The sequence below is a fragment of the Mycobacterium sp. SMC-2 genome, assembly GCF_025263485.1.
In the GTDB taxonomy this organism is placed as follows: domain Bacteria; phylum Actinomycetota; class Actinomycetes; order Mycobacteriales; family Mycobacteriaceae; genus Mycobacterium.
Genome location: NZ_CP079863.1, coordinates 5,196,242 through 5,209,329, shown reverse-complemented (window position 1 = coordinate 5,209,329; position 13,088 = coordinate 5,196,242). Strand labels below are relative to the sequence as shown.

Genomic DNA, 13,088 nt, shown 5'->3' with positions numbered 1-13,088 from the left:
CTAGTTCTACCCGCGCCCGGGTTCCCAGCACAACAAGGCGTCAGAGCTGGTTTTCGGGGCCGATGACCGCCCACACCGTCTTGCCGGTCGCGGTGGGGGTGCTGCCCCATGCGCGTGACAACGCATCGACGATCGCCAGGCCGGAGACGTCGATGCCGGTCGCGGGCGACGGCAGCCGCACGGCCGGCGCGCGGCTGCCGTCGGACACTGCGATGGTCGCCGCCGCGCCGTGGCTCTCGATCCGTATCACGGGAACACTCGCGGTGTGTTCCAGCACGTTCTCGACGAACACGTTGACCACCACCAAGGCGACCGGGATCAACGCGGATTGCGACCAAGCCGTGAGCCACTCGCGGACCAGGCGACGCGACTCGCGCAGGCTGGTCAGGTCGGCGGGCAGCTCCGCATCGGCGCGACGCACGGCGCGCCGGCTCTGCTGACCGAGCGCCTTCATCGCCGCCTTCTCGGTCGAGTACACCGGCATGAAATAGGCGACGCCGCTGCGGGCGATCGCCTCGCGTGTCCCGCGGTGCGCGCAGACCAACACGACCGGAACGTTGGGATTGCTGCGAACTTGCCAGTGCGCGCCGATGAACGTCGACCATGCCAATTCGGCGAGGACCTTGAGCGCGGAGATATTGACGATGACGGCGGCGGGCTTGTCGAGCGTGGCCTGCAGGATGTGGTCGCGGAGCGTCGCGGAGTTGGTGGTGTCGAGCACACCGTCGACGGTCAGGATGGTCACCGATTGATCCGTCCGCGTCGCGACGGCCAGCGAGCTGGGGGACTCAGCTACCGAGCTCACCACAGCGACCCCTTTCCCTGCGGCGGCCCAAGGTGTCGAGGCACCCGGATGCCCTGCTGGATCGACGACGGATGGGATGCCGCAATCCGGCTTCCCAGCGCGTGCCTGTCGTCCGGTTCCATCACCGCTCCTCGAATCACTGCCGGGCCAACTGCTTGAGTATCCGCCCTCAGCGGCAAAAGTCTAATTCGGGTCGAGAAGCTGGACGCCACCGGAAAGCGCAGCCCACGGGCGTCGTGTTGCGCGGCGCGGCGTGAGTAAGGAGCGTGCCCGTCCCCACCCGTTCGAGGCCCCCCGCCTCTACCGCGCCGAACATATTGTTCGTGTGCGCTGCGCAGCACGCGCATCCCCCGGGGCTACCACGTTCCGGGTTCCCCCAAACGCCGGAATGGCGGCCCGAAAACCACCTGTCCAAGCGGCGGTCAGCTCGACGGGTACGGCGGTGCGCCCACCCCGGCGACAGAGTGCGTGCCCCACGGCGTTCGTTCGACGATGCGGGCGGCGGCGCTGCGCTCGCCCACCGTCAACGTCGCGGTCTGCGCTTGCCCGAGTGCCTCATCGGGCAGGGGCTGCGACGGCGAATCGAAGACCGTCCCCTGCCAGTGGTAGCGCCCGTCGATCGGGTCGAGGTGCCCGGTGAGCCGGACCCGCACCGGATGGCTGGCACCGGCAATCTCCAGCGTCGCCGCGCCGTCGTAGGTGCCGTCGCGCTCGGGTGCGCTGGACGACAGGTCGAAGGCGGAGGCCACCGGAGGAGCCTGGTCGGGTGTCAGCTGGGCGCGCTCGTTGAACACCCGCAGGCTGCTCTCGCGCACCTCGATGCGGCTGCTGGCCGTGCGCTCCATCAGGCGCAGGCACTCGGCGATGTAGCGCGCCTGCGCGCCGGCGTCGGGCCCGGTGATGAAGAAGTAGTTGGGGAAGCCGCGAGCCGCCACACCGTAGAACGGCTCCATGCCGTCGTGCCAGGCCTGCCGGAGGGTCAGCCCGCCGGCGCCGACGAGCGTTTCATCGGCTACCTCTTCGGCGACTGAGAACCCGGTGCCGTAGATGATGGCGTCGACGCGGTGGCCGACGCCATCGCGAGTGCGGATGCCCGAGGCGGTCACCGCCGCTATGGGCGACCCGGCCAGCTTCACCGAAGAGCGCTCGGCGGTCGGTCGGATGCGGTCGCGCAGCCAGCGTTTGGCCCGGGTTGACCACAGCGGTATCTCGGTCACTACGCGGCGCGGTGCGTGGGCGAAGGCGGTGACCGACGCCGCCGCCCCGATCAGCCGGCCGATGTGGTGGCCGGCGGTGGCGTCGGTGCCGACGACCGCGATGTGCTTGCCGGACGGATCGAAGTCGGGGGCCCAGGCGGCCGCGTGAAACGACGGGCCCGGGAAGTCGTCGCGGCCGGCGATGTCCGGCAGCCAGGGCACGAAGGGCGGCCGGTCGGCGGCGATGACGGCCCGCGCCCGCACAACCTCGCCGCCGGCCGTCGTCAACAGCCAGGTATCGGTGCCGCCGTCGAACGTCGCCTGAACCCGGGGCTTGTCGAGGACTATGTAGTCGGTGACGCCGGCCGCGCGCAATGCCGACCGGGCGTCGGCGTGCGCGCCGAGGACGGCTAACCGGTGGGGGCGCTCGCCGGGGCCGCGCGGCCGCGTCACAAAAACCTGCTGCGCTTCCAGCCGCGGCGCGCGATCGGGCCCAGCAAACCCACTTCGGTGAGGAAAGCCGCCAGCGGGGCGAAACCGGCCACCTGCATCTCGCGGCGATGCGGGCTGGTCCGCGCGACGTGTCGCGCCCGCTTGGGATCAAGACCCGTGCGCGCATACGGGATCGGATTGCTGAACAGGTAGTTGAAGAAGTACCCGCCCAGCCCGTTGATGTTGGCCATGAACCAGCGGTTGAACCGGGGCATTTCGGCCACGCGTTTGCGGGCGCCGTCGCGGGCGAACTGGATGTGGCGCGCTTCCTCGGTGACGTGAATCCGCATGAGCCGCTGGATGATTGGCTGCAACTCCGGATCGTCCATCATCTGCCGTTGCAGCGAGTCGAAGATCTCTTCACCGATCAGCGCGGCCACCCACAGCATCGAGCCGCGCTGAAAAGCCAGCGGAAGAGCGTTGATGATCATCCGGTGAAACAGTCTCGGCCGCACCGGCTTTGCGCCGATGCGTTCGATGGCCTTGCCGAACATGACCATGTGACGCGTCTCGTCGCCCAGTTCGGTCAGCTTGTAGTGGGTCGACCGGCTGGTTGGGTCCTCGTGCAGGATCGTCCGCAGCAACGATTGATTGAGCATGTTCTCGAACCAGATGCCGGCCGAGAGCGTGTTGACCAGCTCCTGGCGCGACAGCTCGATCTGTTGCTCGCGGGTCATCTCGTCCCACATCGGCGTGCCGTACAGCGAAACCAGACGCGGCGGCAGGTAGAACTTGTCCGGGTCCAGCGGGGCGTCCCAGTCGATGTCGACGACCGGCTCGTAGGACTTTCTCACCGAGCCCTTGAGCAGACGCTCCGAGAACTCTTCACGACTCGGCCCACCTGGCTTCACCGCAGAGGTCGTCATCCCTGGCGTCCCTTCATTGGGTGCTTCAGACGGTACCCATGGTACCGGGTACTTTTGGTCCCGACTAGGCCTTCGAGGTCTCGATTCGGCAATCTGATTTAAGCAAGGAGGAGGTCTCTTGGGTCGGCATATTCACGTGATCGGCATCGGCGCGGGTGACCCCGACTACCTGACCGTCCAGGCGGTCGACGCCCTCAACGACACCCAGGTGTTCTTCGCGATGGACAAGGGCGAGGCGAAAAGCGACCTGGTGGCGCTGCGACGCGAGATCTGCGCCCGATTCATCCGCGAGCCCGGCTACCGCTTCGTCGAGCTGCCGGATCCCAAGCGGGCGACCGACGCCGACTACCGCGGGGCCGTGTCCGACTGGCATGCGGCGCGGGCGCGGGTCTGGGCGGCGGCGATCGCCGCCGAGCTGGGCCCCGACGGCGTCGGCGCCTTCCTGGCCTGGGGCGACCCGTCGCTGTACGACAGCACGCTGCGCATCCTGGACGCCATCAAGGCAGAAGCGGCCGAGGTCGAGTTCACCTTCGACGTGATTCCGGGCATCACCGCGGTGCAGGCGCTGACCGCCCGACACCGTATCCCGCTCAACGAGGTCGGCGAATCGGTGCTCATCACCACCGGTCGGCAGCTGCGCGCGCACGGTCTGGCCGGGTCGGCGGTCGTCATGCTCGACGCCGAGTGTTCCTTCCAGTCGTGCCCGGCCGACACCCGGATCTGGTGGGGCGCCTACCTGGGCACCGCCGACGAGTTGCTGGTGTCGGGCATCGTCGGCGAGGTCGGAACGCGCATCGCGGCGCTGCGGGCTGACGCCCGCGCGCGGCACGGCTGGATCATGGACACCTATTTACTGCGACCGGCAGACTGAAGGGCGTGCCCGAACTGCCCGAGGTCGAAGCCCTGGCCGACCATCTGCGCCGCCATGCCGTCGGCTTGACGATCGGTCGCGTCGACGTCGGCGCGCTATCCGTGCTGAAAACCTTCGACCCGCCAATCAGCGCGCTGCACGGAAAGCCCGTGACGGGGGCCCACCGCTGGGGCAAGTACCTCGGGCTACAGGCGGCGGAGCTCTACTTGATCGCCCACCTGTCGCGGGCGGGGTGGTTGCGGTGGTCGGACAAGCTTGCCGCGGCGCCGCTGCGCCCCGGCAAGAGCCCGATCGCCCTGCGAGTGCACCTGGGCACGCCCGGCGAGGCGCCGGGGTTCGACCTCACCGAGGCCGGCACCCAGAAGCGGCTGGCCGTGTGGCTGGTCGGCGATCCGCAGTCGGTGCCCGGCATCGCCGCGCTCGGCCCGGACGCGCTGGACCTCGGCGTCGAGGATCTCGCCGGCCTGTTGGCCGGCAATACCGGGCGGATCAAGACGGTCATCACAGACCAGAAGGTGATCGCCGGCATCGGCAACGCCTACAGCGACGAAATCCTGCACGTCGCGAAGATCTCGCCGTTCGCCACCGCGGGCAAGCTGACCGATGAGCAGCTCACCACGCTGCACGACGCGATGGTCACCGTCCTGCGGGACGCGGTGAGCCGATCCGTGGGCCAGGGCGCGGCCACGCTCAAAGGCGAGAAGCGCTCCGGGCTGAGGGTGCATGCCCGCACCGGCCTGCCCTGCCCGGTGTGCGGGGACAACGTTCGCGAAGTGTCGTTCGCGGACAAGTCTTTTCAGTACTGCCCGACCTGCCAGACCGGCGGCAAGGTGCTGGCCGACCGGCGGCTGTCACGGCTGCTCAAGTAGGCGCTCGAGCGTCGACTTGTTGTGCCGAGAACCGCCTTTCCAGCCCGACAACCCGACGTTGGACCGGCACTGGATATGCTGCCCGGGTGACTCGTCAGAAGATCCTCATCACGGGCGCCAGTTCCGGCCTGGGCGCGGGCATGGCGCGCGCGTTCGCCGCCAAGGGCCGCGACCTGGCGCTGTGCGCCCGGCGCACCGACCGGCTCGATGAGCTGAAAGCCGAGCTGTTGCAACGGTATCCGGGTATCAAGGTCGCCGTGGCCGCCCTGGACGTCAACGACCACGAGCAGGTGCCGAAGGTCTTCGGCGAACTGAGCGACGAGCTTGGCGGGATCGACCGAGTCATCGTCAACGCCGGCATCGGCAAGGGCGCGAAGCTCGGCTCGGGCAAGCTGTGGGCCAACAAGGCGACCATCGAGACCAACCTGGTGGCCGCCCTGGTGCAGATCGAGACCGCGCTGGAGATGTTCCACAACAGCGGTTCGGGCCATCTGGTGCTGATCTCCTCGGTGCTCGGCAACAAGGGCGTGCCGGGCGTCAAGGCCGCCTACGCCGCGAGCAAGGCCGGCTTGAGCTCGCTGGGTGAATCACTGCGCGCCGAATACGCCAAGGGCCCCATCAAGGTTTCGGTGATCGAGCCCGGCTACATCGAGTCGGAGATGACCGCCAAGTCGAACAGCACAATGTTGATGGTTGACAACGAGACCGGCGTCAACGCGCTCGTCGCCGCCATCGAACGCGAGCCCGGCCGGGCGGCGGTGCCGTGGTGGCCGTGGGCGCCGCTGGTGCAGGTGATGCGGGTGTTGCCACCGCCGCTCACCAAGTGGTTCGCCTAGCTGTAAAGCGTTGGCCGCGAGCGTCCGTGTCTGTACACGAAACGCCGCGCGATCACGTACAACTGTGGACGCTCGCGCGCCAAGGTCAGTGCGGGACCGGTGTGTAATGCGCTGCGTCGCTGGTGAATTCGGGCTTGCCGTAGGTCGCCAGCCGTAGCTTGAGCAGCCCGATGACGTAGGCGTCGGTGATGTCCCGCAGCACGGGGACGCGGCTGGCCTGGCTCACGGCGGTGAAACGTCCGATGATGAACGGCGCGGTGAGGGCGACGCGGATGAGGTCCGTCGGGCCCATTGAGACGCCCATTGCCTCGGCGACGTCACGGTCGCCGCCGCAGAACGTGCGGACGAAGGTGAGCTTGGAAAAACTCTTCTCGACCGCCTCGGCGCAACGGTCGAACAGGGTGGTGTCGGGCCGCAGATAGGCCGCCATCGTCCCGCGGACGAGTTCGCGGCAGACGTCGTCGAATCCGTCCCGCAGCAGCGCCGAGCGCGCGTGCATGACGTGCATGATGTCCGCGGGTTCGGACGGCAGGAGTTCCTCGGGCAGGCCGAGCAGAAAGCAGCGGTACCTGGCGAATTCGACGACGGCGCGCTCTTCTTTGGTGAACTTTGTCCGGCCCTGCTGGCGCGCCTTGCGGGCCAGCAGGTACTGGCCGATCATGCCGGCCGGCATCTGGTCGACCTGCGGCACGGGCATGCCGTACACGGCGGCATCCCACTTGTCGGATTTCTTCAGCGCGTTGTAGCGCACCATCGAGTGCATCAGCCGGACCATGGCGGCGGCCTCGAAGCCCGGGCCGTAACGGTCCAGCGCACCGGGCAGGGTGGTGACGGCGAAGAAACTGGCCGTCTCGTTGACCCGCCGGGCGGCCCGCTTGCCCGAGAGCGCGCCGGTCAGGGCCATCGGCAGCGCGGCGTAGGTGTTGGTGAAGGTCGCGATGAAGGCTCCTCGCGTGATGAAGGGGGCCAGCAGGGCCGCGGGGATCCGCTCCTGGCGGGCGCCCTCGCGCACCAGGTCGAAGTCGATCCACGCCGGGGTGGCCTCCATAGCGGCGATGAACGAACCCAGCTCCGGGGGCGCGTCGGGCGCCGCCTCGATTCCCTCTCGGCAGGCCGTCTTGAGCATGTCGATCAGCTCCGCGACGCTATGCGAGGCCATCAGTGCCGCATAGGGATCGGCGACGACGTCGCCGAGCAGGGTGGCCGTGCTGATCAATTCCATGACGCGCTCGTCTTCCAGGATCGGCGCGCGGTCGGCGACCCAGGTGGGCAGGGCCGAGTCCGCGCCGGGCTCCGTGGCGAGGCGATCCGGTCGCTGGTCGAAGTCGAAGTCACCGTAGAGATCGGGCTGCAAATCGCGCTGGCTGTGGACTCGCCTGGCGAGTTCGGGGTAGTACGTGACCATCGCTGCCTCCCGTTACTAACACTTAGTGAGCAATACTCACAAGTTGTTAGTTATGCTGTCAAGCATGAGCGCGGGCAACCCGAAGCGGCGGATGACCGCCGAAGGGCGGCGCGAGCAGATCCTCGACGTCACGCACGCGATCGTCGACGCCGAGGGGTTTTACGCGGCCACACCGAACCGCATCGCCGAGGCGGCCGGCATCAATCGGTCGTTGATCTATCAGCTGTTCGGGGACCCGGCGGGACTCTTCGTCGCACTAATCGACCGCGAGGCCGCCCGGGCCGGCGCCCAGTTCGCCGAGGCGGTCTCCGGCTTGGATGCCGTCGCCGAGAATCAGTCGCTCGTGGTCGCGTTCGACGGCGTGCTGGCCGCGGTCGACGCCCACCCGGCAACCTGGCGGCTGTTCTTGTTCCCACCGCAGGGCGCTCCGCCGGAGTTGTATGCGCGGCTGGCTCAATCCCAGGCCGTCGTGCTGGAGTTCTTCGTCACCGAGCTGCTGCGCATCAATCCGTACGTGCACGATCCCGAATACACCGCGCGGATCCTGCACGCCGCCGGACGCGAACTGCTGCAGCTCCACCTCAGTGACCCGCAGACCGCGACGGTGGAACGCTTGCGCACCTTCGTACGGCGACTCGGCTCCGACGTCATGAGCCGAACCGGGTGAGGGCTACTAGCTGGTGCGCCCGCGTTCGGTCCGGTAGCGGCGGACCAGCGCGTCGGTCGAGCTGTCCGACTGCGGTGGCGGCGAGCCGTCCGACGTGATCACCGGGAGCAGCGCTTTCGCCTGCGTTTTGCCCAGTTCCACGCCCCACTGGTCGAACGAGTCGATGCCCCAGATGACGCCCTCGGTGAAGACCTGATGCTCGTAGAGCGCGATTAATTGGCCCAGCACTGACGGGGTGAGCCGATCGGCCAGGATCGACGTCGACGGCCGATTGCCGGGCATCACCTTGTGCGACACGATGTCGGCCGGCGTGCCTTCCGCGGCGATCTCCTCGGCGGTCTTACCGAACGCCAGCACTTGGGTCTGGGCGAAGAAGTTGCTCATCAGCAAGTCGTGCATGCTGCCGGTGCCGTCGGCGGTGGGCAGGTCGTCGATGGGCTGGCTGAAGCCGATGAAGTCGGCCGGCACCAGCCGGGTGCCCTGATGCAGTAATTGGTAGAAGGCATGCTGGCCGTTGGTTCCCGGCTCGCCCCAAAAGATTTCGCCGGTGTCGGTGGTGACCGGAGTGCCGTCGGCGCGCGTCGACTTGCCGTTCGATTCCATGGTCAGCTGCTGTAGGTAGGCGGCGAATCGCGCCAAGTCGTTGGAATAGGGCAGTACCGCGCGCGATTGGGCGCCCATGAAGTTGGAGTACCACAGCCCGATCAGCCCGAGCAGCACCGGCGCGTTGGCCTCCAGCGGCGCGGTCTTGAAATGCCGGTCCACGATGTGGAATCCGGACAGGAAATCGGCGAAGGCCTCCTTGCCGATCGCTGCCATCACCGAGAGGCCGATCGCCGAGTCGACGGAGTACCGTCCGCCGACCCAGTCCCAGAACCCGAACATGTTGTCGGTGTTGATGCCGAAGTCGTCGACCAGGCGCTTGTTGGTGGAGACCGCCACGAAATGCTTGGACACCGCGGCGTCACCGAGCGCATCGGTCAGCCAGCGGCGCGCCGCGGTCGCGTTGGTCAGGGTCTCCAGCGTGGAGAACGTTTTCGACGCGACGATGAAAAGCGTTGTGGCGGGGTCCAAGTCGGCCAGGGTGGCGATGAGGTCGGCCGGGTCGACGTTGGAGACGAAGCGGGCCGAAATCCCGGCGTCGGCGTAGTGGCGCAGCGCCTGGTAGACCATCACCGGACCCAGGTCCGACCCGCCGATGCCGATGTTGACCACGGTGCTGATTCTTTTTCCGGTGGCCCCGGTCCATTCACCGCTGCGTAACCGGTCGGTGAAGTCGCCCATCCGGTCCAGCACGGCGTGTACGTCCTCGACGACGTTGTGGCCGTCGACGATCAGTTCGGCGTCCCGGGGCAGACGCAGCGCGGTGTGCAAAACCGCCCGATCCTCCGAGACGTTGATGTGGGCGCCGGCGAACATCTGGTCGCGACGCTCTTCGAGGTTAGCCGTCCGCGCCAGATCGACCAGTAGCCGCAGTGTCTCTCGGGTGATGCGGTGTTTGCTGTAGTCGATGTAGAGGTCGCCGACCGAGACGGTGAGCTCACGCCCGCGGTCGGGATCCTCGTCGAAGAACTGGCGCAGATGGGTCGCGCCGATTCGGTCGTGATGCCTGCGCAGGGCGTCCCACGCTGCGGTGGCGGTGATGTCGGGGAGGCTTCGCGCGGAGGTCATAGTTCGACCCTAATGACGGTCGCAAGCGCGGCGTAGCCGGGCGCGGCGGGCCGTCACCATGGGGTCTAGCGGTCGCAAGCGCGACGCAGTCCGGCGCGACGGCCGACTCAGTGGCCGAGCCGGCCCCGGCCCAACCGCAGCAGCAGGATCGCGAGGTCCTTACCGTCGGGACCGAGCTCGCTGTAGCGTTCGATCACCTTCATTTCGCGGCTGTGGACGAGCCGCGTGCCGCCGGAGGCCATCCGTACCTTGCCGATCGCCTGCGACACCTCGGTGCGCCGCTTCACCGCGGCGAGGATCTCGGCGTCGAGCCGGTCGATCTCATGGCGCAAGTCGTCGATGCTCAACTCTTCGGCGTCGACCTTTTGTGGGGTTTGCACCGTCTCAACCTTCATCTCTGCTAACTCCGCATTCTCGGGATGTGGGGGTTGTGGTCTCATCCGGTTTCGGGCCTCACAAAAGAGAGGAGCCCCGATCTCCGGAAGCGGACCACGGGGCTCTTTTGAAGCAGCTAGACCACGGGGACCGCGAACCGGTACCCGTAAAAAAATCGGCGGCTGTTCGGGACGCCAGGCTGCCGATGGCACTGCGCGTTGAGCACCAAACGAGTGTGCCACTAAAAACGGCTCCCGCGCAAAAAGGCGTGCTTGAACTGGCCATTAGCCCGTCCGTGGCCCGGCGGGACTGTCGGTGTGTTTGGTTGCGCCGGTGCCCGTGCGGGGATCGCCCGCGGGTGTGGATTCCGTTAACGCGGGGCCGAATTCGGCGCTTATGGCGGATTGCGCGAGATTGGCGGCGACGCAAACTCGGACGCATTTATGGGCGCTTTTCGACCCGGGTGTAATAAGCGGCCATTTCCGGCCAGGTCGCGTATTGGACCGCGAAACACCCAATTTTGCAGGTGCGGATTTTCCGGGCGAAGGGCGTTCGGGGCACTAGCCTGGTCTGATGCCTGGCCGCGTGTGTCGGTGGGCGGCGGTAAGTTTGGACCAACATGAGTGTGTATGTAACCGATGCCAATCTGGCCTCCGAAGCAGACCAGCTGCTCGAAGGTCTCAACCCGCAACAGCGCAAGGCGGTGGTGCACGAGGGCTCGCCGCTGCTGATCGTGGCGGGCGCCGGCTCGGGCAAGACCGCGGTGTTGACGCGCCGCATCGCCTATCTGATCGCGGCGCGCGGCGTAGGGGTCGGCCAGATTTTGGCCATCACGTTCACCAACAAGGCCGCGGCCGAGATGCGCGAACGCGTGGTGCGGCTAGTCGGCAACCGCGCCCGCGCCATGTGGGTGTCCACCTTCCACTCGACGTGTGTCCGCATCCTGCGCAACCAGGCGTCGTTGATCGAGGGCCTCAATTCCAACTTCTCGATCTACGACGCCGACGATTCCCGCCGCCTGCTGCAGATGATCGGGCGCGACATGGGGCTCGACATCAAGCGCTATTCGCCTCGGCTGCTGGCCAACGCCATATCCAACCTGAAGAACGAATTGATCGACCCCGCCGACGCGGTGGCCAGGCTGACGGATGACTCCGACGACCTGGTTCGCACCGTGGCCTCTGTCTACGGCGAATACCAGCGACGGCTGCGGGCTGCCAACGCGCTGGACTTCGACGACCTGATCGGCGAAACGGTCGCGGTGCTGCGGGCCTTCCCGCAGATCGCCCAGCACTACCGCCGGCGATTCCGTCACGTCCTGGTCGACGAGTATCAGGACACCAACCATGCGCAGTACGTGCTGGTGCGGGAACTGGTCGGTCACGGCGCCACCGAATCTCCCGACGACGTGCCGCCGGCCGAATTGTGCGTCGTCGGCGACGCCGATCAGTCGATCTATGCCTTCCGCGGCGCCACGATTCGCAACATCGAGGACTTCGAACGCGACTATCCGGACGCGACAACCATTCTGCTGGAACAGAATTACCGTTCGACGCAAAACATCCTGTCGGCGGCCAACTCCGTGATCGCCCGCAACTCCGGGCGCCGGGACAAACGGCTGTGGACCGACGCGGGTGCCGGTGAGTTGATCGTCGGCTACGTCGCGGACAACGAGCACGACGAGGCCCGGTTCGTCGCCGAGGAAATCGACGCGCTCGCCGACCGGGGCGAGATCACCTATAACGACGTGGCCGTGTTCTATCGCACCAACAACTCGTCGCGGTCCTTCGAAGAGGTGTTCATCCGCGCCGGCATTCCCTACAAAGTCGTTGGGGGCGTGCGGTTTTACGAGCGCAAAGAGATTCGCGACATCGTGGCCTATCTGCGGGTGCTGGACAACCCCGGTGACGCGGTCAGTATGCGGCGCATCCTCAACACCCCACGCCGTGGCATCGGTGATCGTGCCGAGGCCTGCGTGGCGGTGTACGCGGAGAACACCGGCGCGAGTTTCGCCGACGCGCTGGTGGCCGCCGCCCAAGGCAAAGTGCCCATGCTCAATTCGCGCGCGGAGAAGGCGATCACCGGTTTCGTTGAACTGCTCGACGAGCTCCGGGGCCGCCTCGACGAGGATCTCGGCGATCTGGTCGAGTCGGTGCTCGAACGTACCGGCTACCGCCGCGAGTTGGAGTCCTCGACCGATCCCCAGGATCTGGCCCGCCTGGACAACCTCAACGAACTCGTGAGCGTGGCACACGAATTCAGCACCGACCGGGCCAACGCGGCCGCGTTGGACGAGTCGTTGCAGGCCCCGGACGATGAGGACGTGCCGGACACCGGCGTGCTGGCGGAATTCCTGGAACGGGTATCGCTGGTTTCCGACAGCGACGACATCCCCGACGACGGAGCCGGCATGGTCACCCTGATGACGCTGCACACCGCCAAGGGGCTGGAGTTCCCGGTGGTGTTCGTCACGGGCTGGGAGGACGGGATGTTCCCGCACATGCGTGCGCTGGACGACTCGACGGAGCTGTCCGAGGAGCGGCGGCTGGCCTACGTCGGCATCACCCGCGCCCGTCAGCGGCTGTATCTGAGCAGGGCCATCGTCCGGTCCTCCTGGGGGCAGCCGATGCTCAACCCGGAATCCCGCTTCCTGCGGGAGATTCCGCAGGAACTCATCGAGTGGCGGCGCACGGCGCCGGCCCCGTCATTCAGCGCTCCGGTGAGTGGCGCGGGCCGGTTCGGTACGCCGCGCGCGGCGCCGACGCGTTCGGGCGCGGGCAAGCGACCGCTGCTGGTGCTCGAGCCCGGCGACCGGGTGACGCACGACAAGTACGGGCTGGGCCGCGTCGAAGAGGTTTCCGGCGTCGGCGAATCGGCCATGTCGCTCATCGATTTCGGCAGCGCGGGACGGGTCAAGCTGATGCACAACCACGCGCCGATCAGCAAGCTCTAAGGAGGCGCGGCTGCGGACCATCAGACGATTCCGGAACTTGATATCGCCGGTGATATCGGATTTGAAAGTCGCCTAATGGTCT

11 protein-coding genes and 1 pseudogene are annotated in these 13,088 nt (G+C 67.1%); 6 read left to right on the top strand and 6 right to left on the bottom strand.

Annotated features, from left to right (window positions below; translation table 11 throughout):
• Positions 1-40: 40 nt before the first annotated feature.
• From KXD96_RS24400 to KXD96_RS24390, 3 genes are all read right to left on the bottom strand, one after another.
• A complete protein-coding gene (locus tag KXD96_RS24400) occupies positions 41-805 on the bottom strand; it encodes an STAS domain-containing protein (protein WP_260740935.1) in 765 nt (254 codons plus the stop codon).
• Between the two features lie 422 nt (positions 806-1,227).
• Entirely contained in the window at positions 1,228-2,223 is a 996-nt protein-coding gene (locus tag KXD96_RS24395; protein ID WP_396878899.1) for a DUF4873 domain-containing protein, read from the bottom strand.
• A gap of 227 nt (positions 2,224-2,450) precedes the next feature.
• Complete coding sequence (locus tag KXD96_RS24390) at positions 2,451-3,359, bottom strand: diiron oxygenase (RefSeq protein WP_260740932.1); 909 nt, start codon at positions 3,357-3,359, stop codon at positions 2,451-2,453.
• Between the two features lie 118 nt (positions 3,360-3,477).
• Between KXD96_RS24390 and cobF the strand changes: the two genes are divergently transcribed.
• The 4 genes and pseudogenes from cobF (at position 3,478) to KXD96_RS24370 (ending at position 5,935) form a co-directional block, all read left to right on the top strand.
• Positions 3,478-4,230: a precorrin-6A synthase (deacetylating) gene (gene cobF, locus KXD96_RS24385; protein ID WP_260740930.1), complete on the top strand. Its 753-nt coding sequence runs from the start codon at positions 3,478-3,480 to the stop codon at positions 4,228-4,230.
• Between the two features lie 5 nt (positions 4,231-4,235).
• A pseudogene (locus KXD96_RS24380) lies at positions 4,236-4,430 on the top strand (DNA-formamidopyrimidine glycosylase family protein); the annotation flags it as partial.
• Positions 4,431-4,631: 201 nt separating this feature from the next.
• Entirely contained in the window at positions 4,632-5,099 is a 468-nt protein-coding gene (locus tag KXD96_RS24375) for a zinc finger domain-containing protein (RefSeq protein ID WP_260745534.1), read from the top strand.
• A gap of 86 nt (positions 5,100-5,185) precedes the next feature.
• A complete protein-coding gene (locus KXD96_RS24370; protein WP_260740926.1) occupies positions 5,186-5,935 on the top strand; it encodes an SDR family oxidoreductase in 750 nt (249 codons plus the stop codon).
• A gap of 85 nt (positions 5,936-6,020) precedes the next feature.
• On the opposite strand, the gene KXD96_RS24365 is transcribed toward KXD96_RS24370, so the two are convergent.
• Positions 6,021-7,340, bottom strand: a complete 1,320-nt coding sequence (locus KXD96_RS24365; protein WP_260740924.1) for a DUF2236 domain-containing protein — start codon at positions 7,338-7,340, stop codon at positions 6,021-6,023.
• A 91-nt stretch (positions 7,341-7,431) separates the two neighbouring features.
• On the opposite strand from KXD96_RS24365, the gene KXD96_RS24360 reads away from it, so the two are divergent.
• Complete coding sequence (locus KXD96_RS24360) at positions 7,432-8,007, top strand: TetR/AcrR family transcriptional regulator (protein ID WP_260745533.1); 576 nt, start codon at positions 7,432-7,434, stop codon at positions 8,005-8,007.
• A 6-nt stretch (positions 8,008-8,013) separates the two neighbouring features.
• Here KXD96_RS24360 and pgi read toward each other — a convergent pair whose 3' ends face one another.
• Together pgi and KXD96_RS24350 are read right to left on the bottom strand one after the other, a co-directional pair.
• Positions 8,014-9,678, bottom strand: a complete 1,665-nt coding sequence (gene pgi / locus KXD96_RS24355) for a glucose-6-phosphate isomerase (RefSeq protein WP_260740923.1) — start codon at positions 9,676-9,678, stop codon at positions 8,014-8,016.
• 107 nt (positions 9,679-9,785) lie between these two features.
• Positions 9,786-10,118 (bottom strand): chorismate mutase, encoded by a 333-nt coding sequence (locus tag KXD96_RS24350; RefSeq protein WP_260740920.1) that lies wholly within the window; start codon positions 10,116-10,118, stop codon positions 9,786-9,788.
• Between the two features lie 554 nt (positions 10,119-10,672).
• Between KXD96_RS24350 and pcrA the strand changes: the two genes are divergently transcribed.
• The gene (gene pcrA, locus KXD96_RS24345; protein WP_260740916.1) at positions 10,673-13,006 is read left to right on the top strand and encodes a DNA helicase PcrA; all 2,334 of its coding nucleotides are present in this window, start codon (positions 10,673-10,675) and stop codon (positions 13,004-13,006) included.
• Positions 13,007-13,088: the final 82 nt, after the last annotated feature.